The sequence below is a fragment of the Bradyrhizobium rifense genome (assembly GCF_008123425.1).
Classification (GTDB): Bacteria; Pseudomonadota; Alphaproteobacteria; order Rhizobiales; family Xanthobacteraceae; genus Bradyrhizobium; species Bradyrhizobium rifense.
Window position 1 is genome coordinate 1 of record NZ_VSSS01000021.1, and the last position, 22,818, is coordinate 22,818.

The 22,818-nt window shown below is 58.2% G+C and carries 17 protein-coding genes and 1 pseudogene; 13 read left to right on the forward strand and 5 right to left on the reverse strand.

Annotation, left to right across the window (positions count from 1 at the left end):
• The first annotated feature begins 82 nt into the window (after positions 1–82).
• The 8 genes and pseudogenes from tnpA to FXB40_RS49105 all read left to right on the forward strand — a co-directional run bounded on the left by tnpA (position 83) and on the right by FXB40_RS49105 (position 6,393).
• Positions 83–541: an IS66-like element accessory protein TnpA gene (gene tnpA, locus FXB40_RS12300; protein WP_027515863.1), complete on the forward strand. Its 459-nt coding sequence runs from the start codon at positions 83–85 to the stop codon at positions 539–541.
• Positions 534–887 carry an IS66 family insertion sequence element accessory protein TnpB gene (gene tnpB, locus FXB40_RS12305; protein WP_027515864.1) on the forward strand — a complete coding sequence of 118 codons (354 nt, stop codon included), beginning with the start codon at positions 534–536 and terminating at the stop codon, positions 885–887. The genes tnpA and tnpB overlap by 8 nt, the downstream gene beginning before the upstream one ends.
• A gap of 51 nt (positions 888–938) precedes the next feature.
• On the forward strand, positions 939–2,510 hold the full coding sequence (gene tnpC, locus FXB40_RS12310) for an IS66 family transposase (RefSeq protein WP_148772470.1): 1,572 nt from the start codon (positions 939–941) through the stop codon (positions 2,508–2,510).
• Positions 2,511–3,689: 1,179 nt separating this feature from the next.
• Positions 3,690–3,872, forward strand: coding sequence for a hypothetical protein (locus FXB40_RS12325; RefSeq protein ID WP_148772472.1), 183 nt, complete (start codon positions 3,690–3,692; stop codon positions 3,870–3,872).
• A 73-nt stretch (positions 3,873–3,945) separates the two neighbouring features.
• The gene (locus FXB40_RS12330) at positions 3,946–4,140 is read left to right on the forward strand and encodes a hypothetical protein (RefSeq protein WP_148772473.1); all 195 of its coding nucleotides are present in this window, start codon (positions 3,946–3,948) and stop codon (positions 4,138–4,140) included.
• A gap of 508 nt (positions 4,141–4,648) precedes the next feature.
• Positions 4,649–4,840: a transposase gene (locus FXB40_RS12340; RefSeq protein ID WP_246207566.1), complete on the forward strand. Its 192-nt coding sequence runs from the start codon at positions 4,649–4,651 to the stop codon at positions 4,838–4,840.
• An 8-nt stretch (positions 4,841–4,848) separates the two neighbouring features.
• Positions 4,849–5,459, forward strand: a pseudogene (virB11, locus tag FXB40_RS49100) (P-type DNA transfer ATPase VirB11); the annotation flags it as partial.
• Positions 5,460–5,655: 196 nt separating this feature from the next.
• Positions 5,656–6,393 (forward strand): type IV secretory system conjugative DNA transfer family protein, encoded by a 738-nt coding sequence (locus FXB40_RS49105; protein WP_283812901.1) that lies wholly within the window; start codon positions 5,656–5,658, stop codon positions 6,391–6,393.
• 98 nt (positions 6,394–6,491) lie between these two features.
• On the opposite strand, the gene FXB40_RS12350 is transcribed toward FXB40_RS49105, so the two are convergent.
• Together FXB40_RS12350 and FXB40_RS12355 are read right to left on the reverse strand one after the other, a co-directional pair.
• Positions 6,492–7,712: a glycosyltransferase gene (locus FXB40_RS12350; RefSeq protein WP_148772475.1), complete on the reverse strand. Its 1,221-nt coding sequence runs from the start codon at positions 7,710–7,712 to the stop codon at positions 6,492–6,494.
• Positions 7,713–7,727: 15 nt separating this feature from the next.
• Positions 7,728–9,029, reverse strand: coding sequence for a hypothetical protein (locus tag FXB40_RS12355; protein WP_148772476.1), 1,302 nt, complete (start codon positions 9,027–9,029; stop codon positions 7,728–7,730).
• Positions 9,030–9,438: 409 nt separating this feature from the next.
• Here FXB40_RS12355 and FXB40_RS12360 point away from each other — a divergent pair, with 409 nt between their 5' ends.
• On the forward strand, positions 9,439–10,794 hold the full coding sequence (locus FXB40_RS12360) for a polysaccharide biosynthesis/export family protein (RefSeq protein ID WP_187436831.1): 1,356 nt from the start codon (positions 9,439–9,441) through the stop codon (positions 10,792–10,794).
• On the opposite strand, the gene FXB40_RS12365 is transcribed toward FXB40_RS12360, so the two are convergent.
• From FXB40_RS12365 to FXB40_RS12375, 3 genes are all read right to left on the reverse strand, one after another.
• Positions 10,764–12,563 (reverse strand): Wzz/FepE/Etk N-terminal domain-containing protein, encoded by a 1,800-nt coding sequence (locus FXB40_RS12365; RefSeq protein WP_148772478.1) that lies wholly within the window; start codon positions 12,561–12,563, stop codon positions 10,764–10,766. The genes FXB40_RS12360 and FXB40_RS12365 overlap by 31 nt on opposite strands.
• A 149-nt stretch (positions 12,564–12,712) precedes the next feature.
• Entirely contained in the window at positions 12,713–14,257 is a 1,545-nt protein-coding gene (locus tag FXB40_RS12370; RefSeq protein WP_187436832.1) for a glycosyl hydrolase family 28-related protein, read from the reverse strand.
• Between the two features lie 155 nt (positions 14,258–14,412).
• Positions 14,413–15,414 carry a glycosyltransferase family 2 protein gene (locus FXB40_RS12375; RefSeq protein WP_210352158.1) on the reverse strand — a complete coding sequence of 334 codons (1,002 nt, stop codon included), beginning with the start codon at positions 15,412–15,414 and terminating at the stop codon, positions 14,413–14,415.
• A gap of 190 nt (positions 15,415–15,604) precedes the next feature.
• Here FXB40_RS12375 and asnB point away from each other — a divergent pair, with 190 nt between their 5' ends.
• From asnB to FXB40_RS12395, 4 genes are read left to right on the forward strand one after another with little or no spacing between them, the layout of a single operon-like run.
• On the forward strand, positions 15,605–17,527 hold the full coding sequence (gene asnB / locus FXB40_RS12380; RefSeq protein WP_148772480.1) for an asparagine synthase (glutamine-hydrolyzing): 1,923 nt from the start codon (positions 15,605–15,607) through the stop codon (positions 17,525–17,527).
• Between the two features lie 52 nt (positions 17,528–17,579).
• Positions 17,580–19,748, forward strand: coding sequence for a Gfo/Idh/MocA family oxidoreductase (locus tag FXB40_RS12385; protein WP_148772481.1), 2,169 nt, complete (start codon positions 17,580–17,582; stop codon positions 19,746–19,748).
• Positions 19,745–21,526, forward strand: a complete 1,782-nt coding sequence (locus tag FXB40_RS12390; RefSeq protein ID WP_148772482.1) for a heparinase II/III family protein — start codon at positions 19,745–19,747, stop codon at positions 21,524–21,526. Before FXB40_RS12385 ends, FXB40_RS12390 begins: the two co-directional genes overlap by 4 nt.
• Entirely contained in the window at positions 21,523–22,791 is a 1,269-nt protein-coding gene (locus FXB40_RS12395; protein WP_148772483.1) for a nucleotide sugar dehydrogenase, read from the forward strand. The genes FXB40_RS12390 and FXB40_RS12395 overlap by 4 nt, the downstream gene beginning before the upstream one ends.
• Positions 22,792–22,818: the final 27 nt, after the last annotated feature.

Consider the following 22,818-nt stretch of genomic DNA (forward strand, 5'->3'; position numbering starts at 1 on the left):
GTAAGCGCTAATTTCTCCGCACCTTTTGCTTTTGAGTGCCCTGATGCATGAGGTGTCCACCAAAATAGGTGGACACCTTGTGATGAGCGACGATGATCAGAAACTGCGGGTCAGGCTTGTCGGCCGGAACGGTCGCCGGCGCTACGAGGCGGCATCGAAAGAGCGTCTTGTCACGGCCTGCCTCGAGCCTGGGGTTTCGGTATCGAGGCTTGCACTCGAACATGGGGTCAACGCGAACCTCCTTCGGAAGTGGATCAAGAAGCACAGCGCGACCAGGTCGCTGCCGCCGTCCTCACGCCCGGCGTTCATCCCGGTTCAGCTTGAGGGGAAGGCCGAGCGGGACCTGTCGCGAAAAGACAGCGTGGCGACGGTTGATTTGCCGGCTTGCGATGAAGTGCGTGGTTCGAAACCCAAAGGGACTCCAGCTTTTTGTTCTCCGGCCAAAGTGAGCGTGTCGCTGCCGAACGGCGTGAAGCTCGCGCTGGAATGCGGCGATGTGGATGCATTAACGGCGATTATCGGAGCGCTGGGCGATGTTTAGACTGGGCGGTGACCTGCAGGTCTATCTGCACCGTGAGCCGATCGACTTCCGGGCTGGCATCAACAGCCTTGCGGTCCTGGTCCAGGAGACGATGGCGCTCGATCCATTCACTCCGGCGGTTTTTGCGTTCTGCAATCGCCGTTGCGACCGGATGAAGCTTCTGTTCTTCGATCGGTCCGGCTTTGTACTGGTCCTGAAGCGGCTGACCGAGGACAGGTTCCGATGGCCGCGCCGCCAGGAGGCGATCGTCACGCTGACGACGGAGCAATTGCACTGGATCCTTGACGGCATCGATATCGATGCGATGGTCCGCCATCCGGTGCGGCAATATCAGGTTGCCGGCTGAGCTCTCGAGTTGAGCGGTTGACGCGTCGGTACGTTCAGATTCAAGAATCCGATGAATCGAACCGGCGATCCGAGTGTTGAAGTGCTGTTGGCACGCATTGCTGCGCTGCAGGCGGAGAACCATCAACTCGCCGACCGCGTCGCCAAGCTCGAGGAAGAACTGGCGCTGGCACGCCTGCATCGTTTTGCGCCGCGCAGCGAAAAGCATGTTGATCGTCTCTTCAATGAAGCCGAGCATGCCTCCGATGAGGATGACGCCGGCAGTGAAACGAACAATATCGCCGAACTTCCGGACACGGGCTTGCCGCCCGTCGAAAACACAACGGGAAAGAAGCGCGGCCGGAGGCCGCTGCCGGGGAACCTACCTCGTGAGCGCGTCGAGTATGACCTGTCCGACGATCAGAAGGCGTGTCCTTGCTGCCGTGGCCAGATGCATCGCATGGGCGAGGCTGTCACCGAGCAACTTCATATCGAGGTGAAGGCGAAGGTTTTACAGAATGTGCGCTTCAAATATGCGTGCCGCCATTGCGATCGCACCGGGATCCACGCCCGTGTTGTGACCGCGCCGATGCCGACGCAACCGTTGCCGGGCAGCGTTGCCACGCCCTCGACGCTGGCGTTCGCGCTGGTTCACAAATATGTCGATGGCACGCCGCTCTACCGCCTGGCGCAGGCCTTCGAACGTGCAGGTGTTCCTGTCAGCCGCGGCGCTTTGGGCCACTGGGTGATTGGCTCGAGCGAGAAGCATCTGCGTCGCATCTACGACGCCCTGAAGCTGCGGCTCAGATCACAACCTCTCATCCATGGCGACGAGACGACGGTTCAGGTCCTCAAGGAGAAGGACAAAAAGGCCACCAGCACATCGTACATGTGGGCTTATCGTAGCGGCAAGGGCAGCCACGAGCCGATCGTTCTTCTGGATTATCAGCCAGGCCGCGGCCAAATCCACCCGCAAGCCTTCCTCGGCGATTACCGTGGCATTGTGATGAGTGACGGCTATACCGCATGGCGCACGCTGGAAGGGGCCACCCACATTGGATGCATGGCCCACTCCCGGCGGCGCTTTGTCGATGCCCTCAAAGCCAGGAAGAAGGGCGGCGGTCCGCCCGAGCAAGCGCTGCGGTTCTTTGAACAGCTCTACCGGGTTGAAAGGCAGGCGCGGGACGGAACACCGGAGATGGGTGAAACACAGGCCGACTGCATTCGCCGCTTCCGCCAGCAACATAGTGTCCCCATCCTCAATGCTCTCAAAGTATGGCTCGATGACATGGCCCCGAAGGTCTTGCCTGACAGCAAGCTCGGCGATGCCGTATCCTACACCCAGAACCAATGGGAATATCTGACGCGCTACACCGGGGACGGCAGCATGCCGATTGACAACAATCTTCTGGAGCGCGACATCAGGGTTTTTGCAACTGGCAGGAAGAGTTGGTTGTTCAGCGATACTGTGGACGGAGCCAAGGCCAGTGCCGTCGTCTATAGCCTGATGCTGTCCTGCCGCGCCTCACGTGTCGAGCCGTTAGCGTGGTTGCGCCACGTCCTCACCGAATTGCCTCAGCGCGCCGGCGACGCCGATATTACAGACCTGCTGCCCTTCAACTTCCACAAAGCCGCCACTGCCTGAACGGCCCGGTATCGCGCGATACCAGGGCAATCCATCAAAACCGCCGGCGTGCGAAGAAAATCGCGCTTACCATATATCTTCGATAGCGGTGGGCACATAACGCTTCGAATCGACCTGAGGTGCAGGACGAGGCGGAGGCTCGGGAGCGAGCCAAATTGCTTGTAGACGGGCACGCGATTGAGCTTTGGGAAGGCGCGACCAGGCTCGATAGATTTGAGCCGATCAGCAGGCACTAAGTCTCAGCCAGCCGCGGTTGCTCCGCGTATATCCGAACGCGGCCGTTTGTGATTCGCAGCCTACCCGATAGAAAGACCATGTAGCCCAAAGCAATGTGTGCGGCGGGGATTATGGGCGCGCGGCCGTTTGGTGGCACATTGCCAACCACAAGCAGCGAAGCGAACTCTTCTGCGGTTAGGGCGTCTGCTTTCCGGGCCATCCCTCACACTAGAACCGCATCCACAATCCGCCTGTTCGATTTTGCTCAAGACAGAGAATAAAGGCCGCCTCAGTTGGCGGCCTCTTTCACTGATGCTTGGCAAGATTTTATGCTTACTAATAAGTCGGCGCCTGACGGCGATAGCTGCACATAAGTGCCGCTCTCGTGCGTCTCGAGCCAGCCCTTTCCGAAGTCTGAGCACTCTCGGTCAAAACAGTGCTACGGCCGTGGTTCATCGGGAAAATCGAAAGTGAAAATGATGAGGGCGATAGCGCCGACAATCAAACTAACAATGCACAACGCCGCGAAGCCGTAGGGCCACACTTTTAAAAACTCCAACCAGATAAACCGAGCCGCCGAGCGGAATATGATCGCTCGCCCGGCCGTATCCTTCGGGTAGGCCCGGACGGGGAATTGCAATTGGGGCCAGTGTCCGTGAAATACACCGTAGCCAGATCACGGGTCATCGCAACCGAACTCCCAAATTAAGCTTGAGAGGTAGGGTTAAGCTCACATGCAGTTCGAGCCGAGCCAACCCTGCTCGATCGCGTGTGGGTGCCGGCGCCGAACTCAGCGCCGCTTCCCTTGATCTGGAAAATGAACGGTAATTGCTCTTCTCAATATGGATGCGGTCGTTGTTGACTGGTAGCAGGTCGGCGGCGGAGGCTTGTGCGCGCTCCTCGATCGCATCATGGCCTCGCTTTTTTTTGGCACCATGTGCGCGTCACTGCATTCCAACCGTGATGAGCGAAGCTGATTTTGCGAGATATTTGCAACAAGCCGAGACTTGCCTCAATGAGGCACGGAAGGCGACGCGCGAGGTCGACAAGGCGGCGTGGCTTGAGCTCGCGGAAGACTGGATGATCATGGCAACCAAAGCTCAACGGACACTGGCTGCCAGCCGGAAGCGCCAAGATCAAGACTGAGTTCAAACTTAGGAACCAAGCGCGCCGGACACGGTTGGCAGGTCGTTTTTGAAACGGCTCCAAGGAGGGCGGCATGCGCCGCAGAGTGAAGCAGACGCGTTCGCTGGAAGAGCGAATGGCCGAACAGGCCGCCAAGCTTAAAGCGATGGCCGATCAGTTACCAGCGGGGGCCGAACGTGAAGCGCTGCTCAAGCGAGCAAGGATTGTCGAGACCGGTGCGCACCTAGGTGATTGGCTGAACTCTCCGGGTCTGCGGCAATCCGACTAATCGGGCTTTTTCCGAACGACACCGGCAACGAAGCCGCCGGGCATCCGGGGAACATCGTCGAGGTCGTCGGCGTCGATGCGATTGCAGACCGGACATGGCGCGCCGGCGCCGCCGCAATCGCAAGCCCGCCCACCGAGCCAAGGGCGCTCCGGGTGGTTCTCGCAAACCCAGCGGCAGCTGTCACATCGTCCGCAGAATTTCATGGCGATCAATACATCCTCGGGAGCAGAGAGCGGCTCCGGCCAGGCTTGGGGACGGGGGTACGCCGGAGCCGCTCTGCCAACTCGGCGGCGAGCCAGCAAAATGCAAGACTGCTCGGAAAATGGATAGTTCCTATGCAAGCAGATCTTGCCAGGAGTGTTAATCGGCGCCGAACTCGGCCCGTTGAACTAACGGCGGCAATTCGTTTCGCAACTTACCGAATCTGCGTAAGCGCTGTTCAGCGGCCACCTACCGGATGACGGGGTGATCTGCGAGTCTGCGGTTTGTTCGGACCGTTAGGCTTAGAATGGACACAGTGCATAGTGCTATCGCGGAGCCGGTGCGGCGGCTTGAGGTCTTCACCGGAGCCGGTCGTCGGCGGAAGTGGAGCGACGAGGACAAGGCGCGGATCGTCGCAGAGATCGTGGCGAGTGGCGACTCGGTGTGTTCCGTGGCCCGACGAACATCGTGCGCGATCTTGGCCATCATCGATGCCTGATCCCTCATGAGCTCAGCCCTGACGAGCATCGCTTGCTTGCCCTAAAGGAAGCCGGCACATGGCGCGAGTTCCTCGATCTGGCCGTGCGAGCTCGTCGCAACATTCTCATTTCTGGCGCAACCGGCTCCGGCAAGACCACCCTGTCCAAGGCACTGATCGCGGCCATCCCGCCGCACGAGCGGCTCATTACGATCGAGGATACCGCCGAGCTTGTCATCCCCCATCAGAATTGCGTGCGGCTGCTCTATGCCAAGGACGGGCAGGGCGTCGCCAAAATTGGACCGCGCGAGCTTCTTGAGTCCTGCCTGCGGATGCGGCCGGATCGTATCCTGCTGCAGGAGCTGCGGGATGGGACGGCGTTCTTCTATTTGCGGAATGTGAACTCTGGACATCCGGGGTCCATCACAACAGTCCATGCCGACAGCGCCCGGCTCGCCTTCGAGCAACTGACCTTGTTGGTGAAGGAAAGCGCGGAAGGGCGTGATCTTCATCGCGACGATATCCGTTCGCTCCTGCTGCTTCTGGTCGACGTCGTGGTCCAAATGCAGAAGCGCGACGGCCGCTACCGCATCTCGGAAATCTACTATGACCCGTTCGCAAACGCGACCACGCCCACTAGGTTCGCGCTCGGTAGTGCGCTTGCTATCGGCGCCATTGGGGTGTTTCTGCTGGTCGCCTCAAACGTTCTGCTGCTCGGGCTCCGGCATCACGATGGTGGCCTACACTGGTCAGAGATCGCCACCGCATGGCCCCGATACGGCACTGACCCTCGCTTTGACCGGTGGCTGACGCTTTCAACCCTAGCGGGGGTGATCGTGGTCTTTGGCCTGCTCGGCGCTATCCTCCGGCAGCGTCCTCTGCCGCTTCACGGCAGCGCCCGCTTCGCTTCCGAGCGCGAGATCAAGGCCGCCGGCCTGCGATCCAAGGAGGGTGTGCTGCTCGGCCGCAAAGACGGCAAACTGCTCTGCTTTGGCGGATCGGAACATGTCCTGGTCTACGCCCCAACTCGCGCCGGCAAGGGCGTCGGCTATGTCATCCCGAACCTGCTCAATTGGCCGGATTCAGTTGTCGTGCTGGATGTGAAGAAGGAGAACTGGGATCGCTCGGCGGGATTTCGCTCAGCCCATGGGCAACAGGTCCATCTGTTCGATCCGCTCGAGGAGAACGGTCGCACCCCGCGTTATAATCCGCTGGGCTATGTCCGCGGCGATCCCGGCGATCTCTATGACGATCTGCAGCGCATCGCGGTGATGCTGTTTCCGGCCGAAAGCCGCGGCGATCCGTTCTGGTTCGAGGCGGCCCGTTCGGCCTTTGTGGCGGTTGGCGGCTATGTCGCGGAAACGCCTGGCTTGCCCTTGACGATCGGCGAGATCCTGCACCAGCTGTCGGCGGCGAGCGACCTCAAGTCGCATTTGAGAAAATCATCCTGCGCTGCAGAAGCCGTTTCAGACCGAGGGTCTCGCGAAGGCGATCGACGATGTCCAAGCCTGCCGAGGCGGTTGACGTGCTGCTTCGTTCAGGGCAACGCAATTTGTCCCCCGGTCAGTACCTGATCGCAAAATGACGGGTCCGGGATAGTCGTGCGGAATATGGGAGTCTCGTCCAAGTGCAAGATGAGTCGCGTTGCGAGCTCGTTAGCGATTATGCGACCTCATGAGACCAATTGCCGTTTTGCTTGGACAAATGGAATAACGGTTTGAACAAAGCTCGAAGGTAGCAATCGTTTCGACATCTCAATGCTCGCGTTCGGAACGCGCTCGAGGAACTCCTTGGATTGGGAAAACGTCCTCATGGCGCCCGCGAGCGCATCGACCTTACCGGTCGGAACGATGAATCCGTTGACATCGTGCTGCACGAAGACGTCTCCGGCCCCGCACTCATCGCTGCAGATTACTCCGAGGCCAGCCGCAGTCGCCTCCTGGATCACGACACCCCACGGTTCCAAAATGCTTGGCAGAACGAGGCACGCTGCTTGCGCCAGCACCCCTTGCAGTTGGTTCGCCTGGACGAATCCAATGTCCTGGATTCCAGGAACTCCAAAGAAAAGATGTTTGAGCGGCCCATCACCGGCGACAACCAGAGGCCAGGCTTCTGGGGTATCGCGGGCGTACAATCGATACGCCTCGACCAGGATGGAAACGCCCTTCACAGGTGCATAACGTCCCACAAATAGGAATTTCCTTCGTTCGTGACCGCTAGAAAGATGCCATCGGGGCGCCAACTGGTGCCAATCACACACAGCAAAGCCCTCACAAATGTCGTCCGGACGAAAGCCCATTTTGAGGGCGAAGTTCATCTGTCTGGTTCGCCGCGCCGCAGGACCTCCTTGACCGTCGACATACTTGGGGCCGCACAGGAGGGCGCCCTCAAACAGCGAATGGAAGAAATGTTGCCGCAAGGCTCGTCCTCCCCACTGCTTGAGGAGAAGGGAAAAATCGCTACTGCTCCCCAGAGTTCTGATATGGCCGCGCCATTGGCTGTCGAGACACGCGATGCGCACGGCCCTGCCGGCCCACCGCTTCATCAAATGGCGATAGGCGCCCCTCCGCCACGACAGAACAATGATGCCATCCGGCTCGAATTCACGCAGGGCGCGATCGAGAGCGTCGACGTCAATTTCAGCGCCGTAGGTCAGTTCAGCATCAACCGGCCCGAAGCTCTCCTCGGCAAATCTGTATTGATCATTCAGACTGCCGAGATGTCCCTGCTGACGTGCACGAAAGACGACCACGTGATGCTCGGACCGAAGGTATTGCACGGTCGCGTCGATATAACCGGTCCAGTATGCCCAAAGGAAAGCGAGTCGAAGCGGCCGACAAAGGCCAGCATGCCCAATGCGGTCCGTCGTCTCCGTAGCGGCGTCTTTCTGCATGTGCGCTCCCAATCATCACATCCCAAATTGCCGATTTGTTGCTAGCGCTCGTCCGGTTGCAGGGCGTGGAGAAGTGCTGGGACTCAACTGGGTGCGTACACCGCGAGCTTTCGTCCAGCCAATCGTAAGGGCGGCGATGACAAACAGCGGCGTCCACGCCGTAGCGATCACGACGCCTCCCATGGTCTGCGCCATAAGCGTGGCCCCGAGCAGCACAAAGCCAATTTCGCCAACGCCCAATTTTGCCAGCGCAAATGCAAGGAAAGCCGCCATGACGGCGCCGCCGAGAATGCCAAACGAAATCCAAAATTGCCAAAACGAGTTCGTGAGTAGATGACTTGTCTTTCCCTCGCTGAAATTGACGACCATCCCCGGAATGCTATCGACATCAGCCGCGTCGGCACCGGCTATCATGTTCTCGATAACGGGTGAGAACGCGTCCATCGCGTAAGGCGTCATTTCTGCATCTCCTCCCAATCCGAAACCCAGAAAAGGACTGGTATCTGCCATGCTGGACGCAAGACGAAACGGACCGATCTGGCGCGAGTAGAAGCTGTCTCCCTTGACGATGTCTTCGATCACTCCTCCGAAGTCGTCGGCGACATTCATGAGTAAAGAGGTCGAGGCAACGACCGCGAGGAAGCAGGCAAACAGAAGTGCCGATTTGATCAGCCGCACGCCCGGATTGGCATTTCGTCTCAAGCGGTAGACGATGAGCCCGATTACACAGACGATGACGGCATAGAATATCGTGGGCGAGCGAATTACAAAGACCGCGGACGCCGTCAGCATTGAGGCGACAACAAAGCGTCTGAATCCAAACCTGTCCGCGCCGGCGAGGAGCCAACCGCATAGCGACAAGCCCCAGAAAATGCCGACAAGCGAAGGTTCCGAAGCAAAGACGGTTGGTCGCACAGCGCCGTAGAGTTGCAGGTCTCGCGTTGTGTCATCGTAATAGTCCTGATGAATCACCGACCGGACCGCGTCGACAAACGGTCTCAGCCCGAAATAGACCTCCAGTGTCGCGATTAACAGAATGACGATCGCGATAGACAGGAACAGGCGCGAAACCGTGCGCGATTTCAACGAGGACAAACCAAGAAAAAGGCCGTAATTCGTGATGAGAGCTATGTACAGCTGGGCTAGTGAGAGTAGGCGACGTGATGGGGCGACAGCGTGCGGAATCGAGAAGGCGAAAAACGTCACGGTTGCTGTCAATAAAAGACACCCGGCGAAGACCACGCCTGTCGAGATTTGCCGAGATTCGAGATAGATCAGGGCGAGAGATGTTGCGAATGCTGCAACATAGGGAAACAAAAGACGTCCCGAGACCGATAGACTGATGGACAAGAAGATGGAGAGTAGCGTGAGGGCGCACAGTATGATGCGCAAAAGTGTTGCGCCGAGAGGGCCGGCGCCCGTCGCGTTTAATCGCGCTGAAGAGTGCATATACCTTCCAGCATATACTGAGCGGCAGTAGATCACCGCGAGGCCGAACTTGGTCTGATGTGGCCACGTACGCAATACAACGGAGCTAGCCAAGGGCCGTTCCTCAGGCCGGAGGCCGTGCTTTGAATCCTAGAGTGCTGGACGATCTATTTGGTCGAATGCGAATAGCGGTCGGTCTGGCCCGATGCTAGATAAATCCTCGGGAACCCTGACGGGAACTCGGGGGCGAGAGGGCCGTTTGTTTCAGACCAGGTCGCTAGCTTCCGTGGAGGGCAGGATGAGCAAAATAAGTTTCTCCAAGCTCCTGCACGTGTCGGCTGCACATCTCGGGCGAATCCTAATTCTGATAGCGGTGCTGCTCGCCTCAGCCCCTGCGCGCTGCGAATACCTTTTAGCACCTGGCGATGTGCTTGAGATCGAAGCAGTCGGGATTCGGGATCTGCGGCATCGGGTCATGATCGATCTGAACGGCCAAGCTTCATTTCCATTGATCGGAGATATCAAGGCGGCGGGTTTAAGCGTAGCGGAATTGCGTAGCCAAGTGAAATCGATACTCTCAACCAAGGCTTTTCGTCCCCGGGAGATAGACCAGCAGGGACGTCTTGTGTCGCGAGACGAGGTGATCACCGTGTCTCCCGATGAGGTGGCTTTGACCGTGGCCGAATATCGGCCGATATATCTCAACGGCGACGTGGCCCATCCAGGGGCACAGCAGTATCGGCCAGGAATGACCGTGCGCCAGGCCATCGCGCTAGCGGGTGGCTATGACACAATGCGGTTTAGAGGACGAGATCCTTTTCTGGACTCGTCAGATTTCCGCGGTGACTATTACGAACTGTGGACGGAATTTGCCAAGTTGCGCGCTCAGACTGAGCGTTTCCGATCTGAACTCGAGGGTAAGAGCGAACTCGGGCAGCCTCACCTAGGCGATCTGCCGCTCCCATCAGGGGTAGTCTCGAATATAGTGGACGTCGAAGCTCAACGGCTCAGCGTCGACAATTCTGATCATCAAAAGGAGAGAGAATATCTGGAGAACGCCGTTCAGCAAGAGGATGGGCGGATCGTGACGCTTCAGCATCAGCGAGAGACGGAGCAGAAGAATGCGGATACAGATGCTGCCGAGCTAAAAGACCTCCAGGCCAGTTTTAGCAAGGGGCTGGTGCCCTTGTCACGGCTATCTGACTTGCGCCGGCTGTCGCTATTTTCAGCTACCCGAGTACTTCAGACGACCGCGTCGATAGACTTGGTGCAGCGTGAGCGCAGCGAATTCGCAAGGCGATTGGAGCGGGTGCAGGACCAGAGGCGCGACAAGCTGCTGACAAGCCTGCAGGAGGCTGACGTTCGACTCGTCACTGTTCGGGCTCGACTCCAGGCGGTCGGCGACAAATTGCTTTACGCGGGTATGGTGCACTCTCAGCTCGTCCGCGGAGCTGGTGGTGAGCCGGATATCAAAGTTTACAGGAACGACAACGACGCCTCCGGCAGCTTGCCTGCCGACGAAGACACTAAATTGATGCCCGGCGACGTTATTGAGGTGCGGCTGCGACTGGAGGGCTTGACCAAACTTACTGGTTCTGGATCGCCGACAACGCGCGGCGAAGGTCAAAATGACGAGGGAGCACCCAAAAAATAGCACTCGGTGTAGCGATGCGGAGTATAGCGGTGCATTAAGCGAAGGTCAGTCTTGTTCAGAATTGCACCAAGTACTTTGTGCTGCACTCCTTGGGCTGACGCCAAAGCGCATTGCACCGTCTCGCTCGAGGTTTTGCCCCAATCGACGACCAGGACATAGGCATCGATGGACGTGCTTGAAGCCCGGATATCGATACGTGGCGCGAGTGAAGGCAAATCCACGACAACGTAATCGAATTCCAGTCGTAGTCCATCAAATAAGGTGCGGACGCCGTCAGATGCCAGAAATTCGGCCGTTTCGAACGACTCTGGCTTTTCGAGAAGAGGGAGGAAATGCATGTTAGTCGCGCGACTGATCCGGAAAACTTCCTCGGCCCCGGCGCGCCCAAGAGCCAAGTCGCACCAGCCCTTCAAGCTATGGGGCGCCATCGAGCGTGAAAGCGTCCTCTTTCGAAAATCCGCATCAATGAGCAGGACTCTGCGTCCCGCACGCGAGACGAGCTGCGCAAAATTCGCAGCGACAGTCGACTTTCCTTCCCCGTCGAGTGCGGATGTGAATCCGACAATTCTCGATGGCTGGTCCGGCAGCTGAAGATCGCACGAGAGCCTGATTGCGCGGATTGTTTCGGCGAAATGCGATGTCGGGTTTGTCAACACATGCGAGAAGTGACCGTTCGAGTGCATGAGTTCGGAATCGACTGACTTTTTCCAGTACTTCGGCATCTTGTTCTTGAACCGCGCGCGCAAGGCCGCAGGTTGCAAATACGGCCGTGGAATCCATTCGAGTGCGCCGAGACAGTCAGTCTTTAGGAGTTCCGCGACTTGCTCGGGCGACCGGAATGTTCGATCTGACAGCTCTGCCCAGGCCGCAATTCCAAGACCGATGCAAAAGCCGCCGAGCGCAGCAACCGAAAGGAGAAGAATGGCATTCGGCTTGCTCTTGAAAGCCGGTGGTAAAGCTGGGCTGACGACTTGACCCTCCGCGAATTTCAACGATTGCTGCTGACCGGCTTCGGCGTACCGTTGTAAAAAGCTCTCGTAGAGCTTTCGATATGTCCTTGCGTTCGCCCGAAGCTCGCTCAGCTTTGCCTGCTCTTCAATTTCATTCTTTGCTTGAAATTCCTGAACTTGCCTTTCAGCATCGGCCGCTTTCTGCTGAAGGTCGCGTAGACGAGCTTCCAACCAACTGGTCGCAGCCTCTGTGGCCTGATTTGTAGCATTAATGCGATTCTCGATGTACGAGTTGGCGACGGCATTCGCAATCCGGGCGGCCTGCCGGGGATCGGAGTCGGTGTAGTTTATCTTGATAACAGCCGAAAGGCCGACACGCGACACTGACAGATTTCGTCGCAGGACGCGCAGGGCGTCCTGTTCCACGGTTAATCCTGTAGTCCTCGTGCCAATAAAAGCTGCGTTTCCCACCAGCTGAAGATTGTTGACCACTGACATCGCAATCGCATCTGACTTCAGAATCTCGACTTGGCTGTCGACCGTTTTAGAATCGACAGAATTGTCGCTGTTCGCCGGGTCGATCTGAACAGGGCGGATTTGCGGTTTTTCAATGTACAAGACGGCTTCCGCGGTGAAGCGCGGGGTGGCGAACAAGAGATAGACTGCGGATGAACCGACCGCGAGGGCAAGAAAAGCCACAAGTAGTCTTAGGTTCCGGCGAAGGAATGCAGTGCTGGACGTGAGGACCTCGGACGTTGCAACAGCAGGCTGCTGTTCCACATCGCCGGGCAGGGCTGCCGATTTGTTTGGTTGTAACATCTAGGGCCGAACCGCTAGAGCCAAACCGCGTGCTAAACGCTCTTGTTGTGCCAAGGTTCCCTCCATTTGCGCGGTTCGCCTAGCGAAATCCCGATGCTGGCTATCGACTGGCCGATCCGAACGTCCATCTGATGGGAGTGGCGAGGGCCCTAGATGTTCGCAACCATCAGATTGAAAATTGCATTCTTCGGACCAGAAAATGGTTGGTCCGTCGAGATCTCGAAGTGGACGCGATCCCCGGGACGTACATGGTAATCTGAATGGTTGGTATTCTTGATGACGGTCGCAACCCTCGCGCCACCAGCGCCTTTTGTGACGGCGAGCTTCATCATTCCGGAATCGATCGGCAATCCGTTCTTGAAGACCATCAGCTCGATCTGTCCAGCCGTCACATCCGCGTCCAAGCTGGCCTCGATCGCCCATATCCAGCCCGCAGCCCCTATGACCTGACCCTTGACGACGCTCGGTGCGTCGTTCGGCGCGTGATTCATACCCGGAGTCAGCCCGTCCTTGAAAAAGCGCAGCACTTCGGTGGTCGCGAAGGAGACGTCCGCCAGATGCGGGCTGTCCAGCAGAAAGATGTGCGGAGAATTGATATCGGCCATACTGCGAAACTGGATTCGCGCGTCCTGTGTGGTGGCCACCGTGAGCGCACCAGACTTGCGCGTGGTTGCAACTTCTTGATAGCCATCGATAATCAGTTGCGCGCCAGCACTGGCGTGAAACACGGAGTGCGGCTGCGAGCTGTCGATCGTCGTGAATCGCATCTCAACACCTTGGAATCGGTAAGTGCCCTCTCGAGGCCCGTCGCCGCTCAGATCGAAAATGACCTTGCGTGGGGTGTCGACTATTGTGCATTGCTCCATTCGCCAGCTTCGCACATTGACCTCGGTCGTTCCACCCCAACAGACGAGCTGAGGTCCGCGGCCAAAGTTGATCTCGACATTGTCGATGTTGACGCTTGCGCAACCCGCCAAATGAATGAGTTCCTCTTCCGCCATTTGCCGAAGCGCATAGAGGTGCGAAATCAGGATGTTTGGCATCCCTTCGACCGGGTTCGTCCTCAGGCGAATGGCCGCGCCACTGGCCGCGTAACCGCTGAAGAGATGCGACAAGACGCATCCCCACACGTTCAGGGGGCGACCGGGTGCTTGTACTTCGCGGGTTGCGACCAGCCGGCAGCCATTGTGGTTCTCGCAATTGTCGATTTGAAAATCCGCGTAGCCACCGTCGTCGAACAGGAACATGGTTGACTCACTGTTCGCAATGGACTGATTGCGTGTCCATGCCGCTCGCAAATTTCTCATATTGAAAGCGCGATTTGTCGTATCGCGATAATCGTTACCACGGCTCGAAAATTCGAAGATTGGCTTGTTATCAGCGGTTTGCATGATTGTCACACGTCCGGCGTCTCCAGTGATTGCCCAATCGTGCTTGCCGTGTGGAATGGGCAGAGAGTCGGAAATCAAATATGACTGTGGCGTACCTGGGATCGCCAGTTGCAACTTGTTGTTGCAGGCGTAGTCGATCGCTTTTTGCAAGGCGTTCGTATCATCGTGAACGCCATCACCAACCGCACCGAACCTACGAACGTTTAGTGGGGATTGAATGCTTTCGGGCATTTTTGACTGCGCACGGGCGGCACCCAAGACGCCGCCCGAGGCACCCACGATGAGCAGGTCCCGACGGTTCATGTTGTTTCTCCCTCGCGTTTTCATTCACTCCCGTCAGTCCTCGACCCAGGTACGAGTTGTGAGAGGTGTGGATTGCACGACAAGCCTCTCTTCCGAATATCGGACCATTCGTTCTCCGCGCGGAAAAAGGATAGGGCAACCGGCGCGCTACACCTCTAGGCGCTTCGACGGGATTCATTTTCTAAGCGAAGAGGTCTGAGGTCGAGCCCCTGGGTGTCCTGCAAATGTTTGATGAATGAATCCACTCCCGTCCCGGCGATCATCCGGCGGGCTTCGTATAGCTTGGCGTCCACGAGAAAAAGATTCCAAAACGCCTGCAGGAAGCAGAAGACGAGCCCCTGCTGTCCATCGAGAAATCCCAGTCGAAACACGTACCGGTATAGGTAATACGCGAAAGCGCGAAAATAGGGAGGGAGAGTCGGATATATGTTTGTCTTGATCGTGTGATAGATCACTTGCCGTCGAGACGCAGTGCCGCTCAGCGCGTGCTGCGACAGTCCCAGCTTCAGATCGCGGTCGAGCAGGTCAATCATCCTGCGGCTCGAATACTTGTTGTGCTTGTCCGTCCACCAGGTTAGGTCGCGCAAGTTCTCGTCGATCAAGTCGCCCGGGCAATAGTCGACGAGTCCCTGCTTGACGACGCAATACTCGTCGATCCAGCGTTGCTCCACCCTGCCTAATCCCGTTCGCCAGATTTTCAGGACCCTCATCGGATAGAAACCTCCGTGGCGAATTGGGCGTCCGAGAAATACGACAAGACGGTCGACATAGAAGCCGGTGACCGAGGCAGGCGCACGCGGAATGATTCTGGCCATCGATGTGGCGAGTTCTGCCGAGACGTACTCATCTGCGTCGATACGCATGATCCAGTCGGTGGTGATCGGCAAATTGTCGAGGGCCCATTGAAATTGATCGGCTTGATTCTTGAATTTCCGCTGGACTGCCTCGGCGCCCTCGCGCCGAGCTATCTCCAAAGTGGCGTCTGTCGAAAAAGAATCGACGACATAGATGCGGGACGCGACGGGTCTAAGACTGCCAATGCAACGTTTTATGTGCAGCTCTTCGTTGTAGGTCAGGATAATTGCCGTGAGCGACGGCGCGGAGTCCAAGCTCGCGTCTTTCTCAATAGCGCATTCGCAATTGCTGGTATCGGCCAAGTGCGTCTCCTCCAGCTCCAGGAACTAGGCGCTAGAACGCTGTCGAAAGTCGCTAGTTCCGCAAGATGCGCTGTGCTTTCGGATACGGAACTGATTTAAACCTAGGTTTAGCCAAATCCGATGGAAGGTGTGAGGTGACGGAACGCAGGCGTATGCTGAGTGTTGCGCACGCCGGAAGGATCATCTTCACATGTGCGGTATTGCAGGCTTCCTCGGCCCGTGGAGCGACCGGCTGCTCGATGCGATGCTCGATCGGATCAATCATCGTGGTCCAGATGGACGCGCCATCTGGCGGGATTGCGAAGCGGATTTCGCGGTAGGCCACGCACGACTATCAATTATCGATCTGAGTGCTGTCGCCAACCAGCCGATGCATACGCTGGATGGACGTTATGTGATCTCATTCAATGGCGAGATCTACAATTTCAAGGAATTGGGTCAAGAACTCGAGAGCGCGGGCATTCGATTTCGCACCAAGAGCGATACGGAGGTGCTTCTTCGTCTATTTGAACGCGATGGCCAATCCTGCCTCAGTCGGCTGAATGGCATCTTCGCGTTTGCGGTGTGGGATCGCGCATTGCGACGCCTCTTCATTGCCCGCGACCATCTCGGCGTCAAACCGCTGTACTATGCCGCGCTGTCTCATGGGTTTCTGTTTGCGTCAGAACTTAAGGCGTTGACCGTATGCCCGGATGTATCCCGCGACATTGACCTTGAAACCGTGATGAACCACCTCGCATTCGTCTGGTCATCGTCTGCTTCCACCATGCTTAGGTCGATTCGAAAGCTGCGGCCAGGGCACTGCGCTTGGATCGACGCCAACGCCCGGCTGACAATTCGGCGATACTATCGGATTCCTCTCCCGTCGCCCCGCTGCGAGAGAGTCGAGCCGGCGGCTTTGCTCACTCTCTTCGACCAGGTTGTCGCAGATCAGATGGTAGCCGACGTGCCTGTCGGTGCTTGCTTGTCAGGAGGTGTTGATTCCAGTGCCGTCGTGGCATCGATGTGCAGAGCGGCTGACCCGGCTCGCGTTGTTACATTCTGCGCAAGCGTGCCGAAGGATGGCACCCGTTCTGACAATTTCGGGGACGATATTGTCCACGCACGTGAGATGGCAAGAAAGCTGAAGGTCCCGCTGGTCGAAGTGCCGACTACAGCGCTGCTGGTCGAACAATTGCCCGAAATGCTATGGGGCCTAGATGAGCCTACCGCCGATTTTGCTGCCTTGCAGACCCGGATGATCGCCGCAGAAGCAAGGCGACGCGGCCTCAAGGTTTTGCTGACGGGTGCCGGAGGAGATGATCTGTTCACCGGATACGGCAGGCACGTCGCGGCGTTCATTTGGGCGGTACTTGATCAGATTCCTTACGCACGTCGCCTGACGTCGCGCCTGATCAGCCGAGTACCAAACCATTCCATTCCGGGGCGTCGGCTTGCCCGGCTTGGACAGCTGTTGGCACTGAGCGAGGACGAGATGTTGATGGAAGCCATGAGCTTCTCGAATTGGCCGACGGGAGAGCGAGCCGCGCTCGTAGCGAAGGCGCCGGGCAGATCACTCGAGGATGATGGCGGCCCGTTCAGCAGGTTGTTACGCGAGACCCACGAACTGCATCCAGTCGATCGGCTGCTGCAACTGGATCTTCAGGGGTTCGTGCCGGACCTCAATCTCAATTATGCGGACAAAATGGGCATGCAGGAAGGGGTCGAACTCCGCGTCCCACTGCTTGACGTCCGACTGGTCACGTTTGCGATGCGCGTTCCAGTCTCGCAAAAGATCGGGCTCTGGCAAACGAAACGGATTTTGCGTGAGGCCATGGCAACCCGGTTGAATCGGGCCGTTCTGCAGCGCGCGAAGCAAGGCTTTGGTGTCCCTCTCAGAGCCTGGATGGCCGGTTCTGCGCGCGATTTGGTTGTAGAAATGACATCGCCGCGCGTCATTGCGGCGCGGGGCCTGTTCGATCCGGCTGCAGTCGCTCGCTTGCGCGTGGCGTTCGATCAGAATCAAAGCGATGTGGCCTTTACCCTTTTCACGCTCGTTTGCATTGAGATTTGGTGTCGCCAGCTGAGCTGCCAACCATCGCTCACGAGCACAGCTGCGAGAAATGCTGCTTAGTCGCAAGATTGAGCGCGCGCACGTCTGCATTAAGTATCTGCGGGAGCCGAGGGTGAAACAGATCGTCCAAAGTGCAAGGACTGGTACCCTGTCGATCCAGGAGGTCCCTGTGCCGCGCGTGAGACCGGGGCATCTGCTGGTCCGTACGGCGGCCAGTCTGATTTCGGCTGGCACGGAGCGAATGGTTGTCGAATTTGCAAGGAAGAGCGTGCTCGGGAAGGCAAAGAGCCGGCCTGACCTGGTCAAGCAAGCAGTCGCCAAGATCCATCGTGATGGTCTCCTCGCCACCTTGGATGCCGTGCGAGCCCGTCTCGACCAGCCGTTGCCGCTTGGTTACTCGGCCTCCGGCGTCGTTCTGGAGGTAGGTTCTGGGCTCGAGGGCAGATTCCAGGTTGGCGATCGGGTCGCTATTGCGGGAGCAGGGGTCGCCAATCACGCTGAGTATAACGTTGCGCCGGGCAACCTCGCAGCTCTAGTTCCAGAAGACTTATCCCATCTCGAGGCATGTTTCGGGACACTCGCGTCCATCGCGCTTAACGGCATTCGCGTGTTAGAACCCAAGCTGGGCGACATCATCGCAGTGATCGGTGTGGGTCTGGTCGGTCAATTGACCGCTCAGCTGCTCGCGATCCACGGGTGCCGCGTAGTTTGTCTGGATTACAGCGCCCAAAGGCTTGCCCTGGCCCGGTCCCTCGGTGCCGAATTCACCTGGAATCTCGGCGATGGTAGTGCATCCGCGTTCATCGGATCGCAGACCAATGGTATCGGCTGTGACGGTGCCGTGATAGCGGCCGCTACGCATTCAAGCGAACCGTTTGACACGGTAGCGGAAATTGCTCGCGACCGCGCGAGGATCAGTTTGGTTGGCATCACAGGGACGGCATTTCCGTATCGCGAGTTTATGAAGAAAGAGCTTTCGGTCGTTGTCTCGCGTTCCTACGGGCCCGGAAGATACGACAACGATTTCGAAAGACGCAATATCAAGTACCCGGTCGGCTGGATACGCTGGACCGAAGCAGACAATCTGGCTGAATGCGTTCGTTTGATGAGCCCAAGCCTCAGGTTGCGCCTCACTCCGACAGCACTTACGACGCACCGGTTCGCGATCCAGGATGCGGAGAAAGCCTATGAGCTGGTAACCGAAAGAACAGAATCGCATCTGGGGGTTGTGATAGAATATCCGGCCGATCGAGATGGAAGAGCCGAACCGAGTCCGGCGATCGAAATAAGGTCTGGTCCAAATCCCGGCAGCAATAGGTGCGCTTTGGCGGTGATCGGGGCGGGGTCTTTCGCGCAATCGAAATTGCTCCCCGCGCTGGTCCTGAACCCGCGGGTGATGTTGCATACGCTAGTGACGCGGCGCGGTATCTCAGCCGCTGACGCCCAGCGCAAATTTGGTTTTCGTCATTGTGGGACCGACGAATCGGCAGTGTTCGATGATCCCGGGATCAATGCAGTTGTCATCACCACGCCGCACAGTAGCCATGCGGCTCTCACCGCTCGTGCGCTGTCGGCAGGCAAAGCCGTTCTGGTGGAAAAGCCGTTGGCTTTGACGCGCGACGAACTGAATTCAGTCGTACAAGCTCGCAATGAGTCTTCCGCGTTTTTTCAAGTCGGATTCAACAGGCGATTTGCACCGATGACGGCGTCGTTGTGTAGGCACTTGGTGCCGTTGCCTGGTCCAAAGAACGTTCTCATGCGCGTCAATGCGGGGCAACTCGCAGCGGACAGCTGGCAGCGAGAACCCGACGAGGGGAATGGCCGCATCCTTGGCGAGCTCTGTCACTTCGTCGACTTGGCCCGATTCTTGATTGGGGTGCCGATTGTGGCCGTCCGAGCTGACGCCGCGCGCGTTGTTCGCGGTCTGTGTGAGGACGTCTCCGTCGCTGTGCGGTTCGGCGATGGTAGCCTTTGCACCCTCGTCTATACCGCGCTCGGCGATCCATCCTACAGCAAGGAAAGAATTGAATGCTACGCCGGCGGCACGGTAGCCACCATCGACAATTTCCGGACTCTGGAGATCGTTGCGAACGGCAGCGTCCGCCGCCAGCGGAGTAGATTGAAGCAGGATAAGGGTCATCAGAGTGAGCTCGATGCGTTCGTCGCGGCGATTGTGGAAAACACTGGCCCTCCTATTCCGGAAGCGGAGCTTGTCGAAGCGAGCCTGGCAACGATTGCCATTGTTGAATCACTTCGAACCGGATCGGTGGTCTTTCTATGAAGCCTGGCCGCGCCATCAGAACCGTGCGGCACCTCAGTGCAGAGCAATTGTATTGTCGCCTGCGGTCGCGCGGGCAGTGGGCGATAGCCGGGAAATGTCCCACGCTGTTTCACAAATGGATCGAAAGAACAGCTAGGGAGCTTCCAGATCCAGAACTCCTCGATCCGCTGCTCGACGCAGCAAAACATGTTCTTCACCTGCAGAAATGCGTCCACGGCGCCCATCTTGCGGAGATTGCGGAAGGTAGATTCCGCTTTCTAGGCAGAAACATCGATTTCGGTGCGATCGATCGCATCGCATGGCGCGTCGAAATGGGCGAGGGCAACAATCGCCTGTGGCGGATGACGCTGTCGTATCTGGGTTGGACCGTGCCAATCCTCGCCCGAGGGGCTGCCGACGACATAGCAATCATCCGCCGGGCAGTCGACAGCCTCGTCGCACAGAACCAGTGGAACGTGCCAGGCGTGTTTCGGGATGTCTGGCATCCGTACTCTGCAAGTCATCGTCTGATAAACCTGCTCGCGGGATGTGCGCTTTTGCGCGCCGCGAACGAGTGCCACTCTGATGACGTCGCGGCGTTGCTCGAACAGGCAAAGTTCTGCGCTGCATTCGTCCTGTGCAATCTGGAGCGCGACCTCCAATTCAATCATCTGTTGAAGAACTATGTGGCGCTCGCGATATATCGCGCGGCTCTCCGACAGCGCGCGCCTCGCCTGGAATTCCTGGACCTCGCGATACGACGGACCCTAAAGCAGGTCATCCTGAGTGACGGCGGCCACGCGGAACGATCGCCGATGTATCACGCCTTGTGTCTGGTCGACCTGCAGACGTTGAAGGCCGCTAACTCGCCGGCCGAGACCCCCTGGCTCGAAACAGCCATTTCGGCGATGCAATCGGCTCTTGGCGTGATGAGTCATCCGGACGGCGACATAGGCCTGTTCAATGACTCATGGTTCGGCGAAGCTCCATCCGCGATCGAACTTGCACCGCCGCCAGCAGACGGGCGGGTCGCCTTGCCGGAAACAGGCTACGTTCGGCTGGCTGGCCAGGACGATGCCGTCATTTTCGATTGCGGCGCCTGCGGTCCCGAGTCCAATCCGGGGCATGCACACGCGGATTTCCTCAGTGTCGAACTCTCGATCGCCCGCAAGCGGTTTCTGGTGGACCCGGGCGTGCCAACATACTCTCAAGGGCCTGCGCGGGATCACTGCCGATCCGCGTCGCGTCACAACGGGCCGCACGTCGTCGACGCCGAGCCCATCGAGTTTTGGGGGTCATTTCGTGTCGGACGTCGAGGGGCGGCAGTGCCTCTGGAGGATCCAACACTCGGGAGCGTGGCGCCGCTGTGGGCGGCAGGATATCAAAACGGCTTTAGTCCGGTGGGGACCGACGTGGCGCGCTGGATCGGACTATGGCCCAGGTCTGCTTTGCTCATTGTCGACGTGTGGCGCGGTGTTGAAGCCTCACGTGCGGGGGTTCGATTCCTCGTGCCTGGAGTCTGGTCCGCCTCGTCTTCTAGCGCGTTTGCAGCGGACGGGATTCTGACAACCCTGGACGTGCTTGTGGGAAAGGAACCTCATGTCGAAAGCGCCAAGTGGTGGCCGAGATTCGGCGTGGCGCACTCCGCGCACGGCGTTTTCGTACGGCCGTCACGGGACAGCGATGGTTTGGTCGCAGCGACTCTGTGGACGTGGGGCCTACGAGCGCCGGCAAGAACTGCCGAAGCCCGCGCCGTAGCAGGGATCTTGCTTGCTCACTGCAAAGGACGCTTGCGATGAAGATCGTTGTCTGCGGACTGGGATACGTGGGTGTGACAGTGGCAGCCTGCATGCTGCGCAAGGGCGCCACGGTGGTCGGAGTTGACGTAAACCCGCAAAAGGTCGAGATCGCTAGTGCAGGCTGTTCTCCGGTGAGAGAACCCGGGATACACGAAATCTTTGCGAAGGCTCGAGCCGAAAATCGTCTGACCGCCGTGACGACGCTCGGCAGTGCGCTCGCAGACGCGGACATCGTCGTCGCTTGCGTCGGAACTCCGAGCAGTAAGGACGGCTCGGTCGAACTCTCGTACGTCTCTTCGGTTGCGGAGGAAATCGGGACGGCCATTCGGCATCGATCACCCGAATGCCGGCCGCTGCTGTGCGTGTTCCGATCGACAATGCTGCCTGGTACCATGGAAACGGTAGTCATGCCCAAGTTGCGCGTGGCGGCAGGAGAGTCAGCCGGTCAGCGTTATGAGCCGGTGTACAATCCGGAATTCATGCGCGAGTCGACTGCCATTGCGGACTATTTTCACCCTCCGAAAATTGTCGTTGGCGAGCGATTTCCTGGTGCAGCACAGAAGCTGTACGGTATTTACGATGGGATTGATGCGCCGATATTCAACGTGCCGCTTGCTGTGGCGGAGATGGTCAAATATGTGGACAATTACTTCCACGCACTCAAGGTATCGTTCGCTAATGAAGTCGCGAGGCTAGCACTCGCCGCTGCCGTTAACCCGCAAGATGTAACACGCATCTTCCTCTCGGATACGAAGCTCAACGTCTCTCCTTACTACTTGCGACCGGGCAATGCGTTCGGAGGGTCGTGTCTGCCAAAGGACGTCCGTGCTCTCGATGCATTTGGGCGAAAACACGGAGTGGACGTGCCGCTCCTGCAGAGCGTGATCGCGAGCAACGCGGCCCACAAATCCTTTATTGCTCGCCTGGTTTTAGCGCGCGCGCCAAAAGGGGCACGCATCCTGCAGATGGGGCTGACCTTCAAGGCTGATACGGACGATCTGCGGGAAAGCCCGCTGGTTGAGCTTGCGGCAACCTTGCTCGAGGAGGGATACGATCTGTCGCTTTTTGAGCCGGACCTGACGCCAGAGCAGCTGAACGGCGCCAACTTGGCGTTCGTACGCGCGAATTTGGTGCGACTGCCGAAGCTCTTAGTCACTGATTTTCGGTGCGCGGCGGCAAGCGCGGACCTCATCGTACTCGGAAAGGCGATGCCCGGCGTCAAGCTGCCGCCCGGAAAACAGTTGCTCAATCTCTACCGTCTCTGAGCATTCATCGCGACTGGGATTGGCTGA

What these genes read in the sequence shown, in the direction of transcription:
- FXB40_RS12370 (WP_187436832.1), bottom strand. Translation starts at nt 14,257, where the DNA reads ATGAACCGTCGGGACCTGCTCATCGTGGGTGCCTCGGGCGGCGTCTTG.
- tnpC (WP_148772470.1), top strand. Translation starts at nt 939, where the DNA reads ATGAATCGAACCGGCGATCCGAGTGTTGAAGTGCTGTTGGCACGCATT.
- tnpA (WP_027515863.1), top strand. Translation starts at nt 83, where the DNA reads ATGAGCGACGATGATCAGAAACTGCGGGTCAGGCTTGTCGGCCGGAAC.
- FXB40_RS12340 (WP_246207566.1), top strand. Translation starts at nt 4,649, where the DNA reads ATGGACACAGTGCATAGTGCTATCGCGGAGCCGGTGCGGCGGCTTGAG.
- tnpB (WP_027515864.1), top strand. Translation starts at nt 534, where the DNA reads ATGTTTAGACTGGGCGGTGACCTGCAGGTCTATCTGCACCGTGAGCCG.
- asnB (WP_148772480.1), top strand. Translation starts at nt 15,605, where the DNA reads ATGTGCGGTATTGCAGGCTTCCTCGGCCCGTGGAGCGACCGGCTGCTC.
- FXB40_RS12350 (WP_148772475.1), bottom strand. Translation starts at nt 7,712, where the DNA reads ATGCAGAAAGACGCCGCTACGGAGACGACGGACCGCATTGGGCATGCT.
- FXB40_RS12395 (WP_148772483.1), top strand. Translation starts at nt 21,523, where the DNA reads ATGAAGATCGTTGTCTGCGGACTGGGATACGTGGGTGTGACAGTGGCA.
- FXB40_RS12390 (WP_148772482.1), top strand. Translation starts at nt 19,745, where the DNA reads ATGAAGCCTGGCCGCGCCATCAGAACCGTGCGGCACCTCAGTGCAGAG.
- FXB40_RS12330 (WP_148772473.1), top strand. Translation starts at nt 3,946, where the DNA reads ATGCGCCGCAGAGTGAAGCAGACGCGTTCGCTGGAAGAGCGAATGGCC.
- FXB40_RS12325 (WP_148772472.1), top strand. Translation starts at nt 3,690, where the DNA reads ATGAGCGAAGCTGATTTTGCGAGATATTTGCAACAAGCCGAGACTTGC.
- FXB40_RS12365 (WP_148772478.1), bottom strand. Translation starts at nt 12,563, where the DNA reads ATGTTACAACCAAACAAATCGGCAGCCCTGCCCGGCGATGTGGAACAG.
- FXB40_RS12360 (WP_187436831.1), top strand. Translation starts at nt 9,439, where the DNA reads ATGAGCAAAATAAGTTTCTCCAAGCTCCTGCACGTGTCGGCTGCACAT.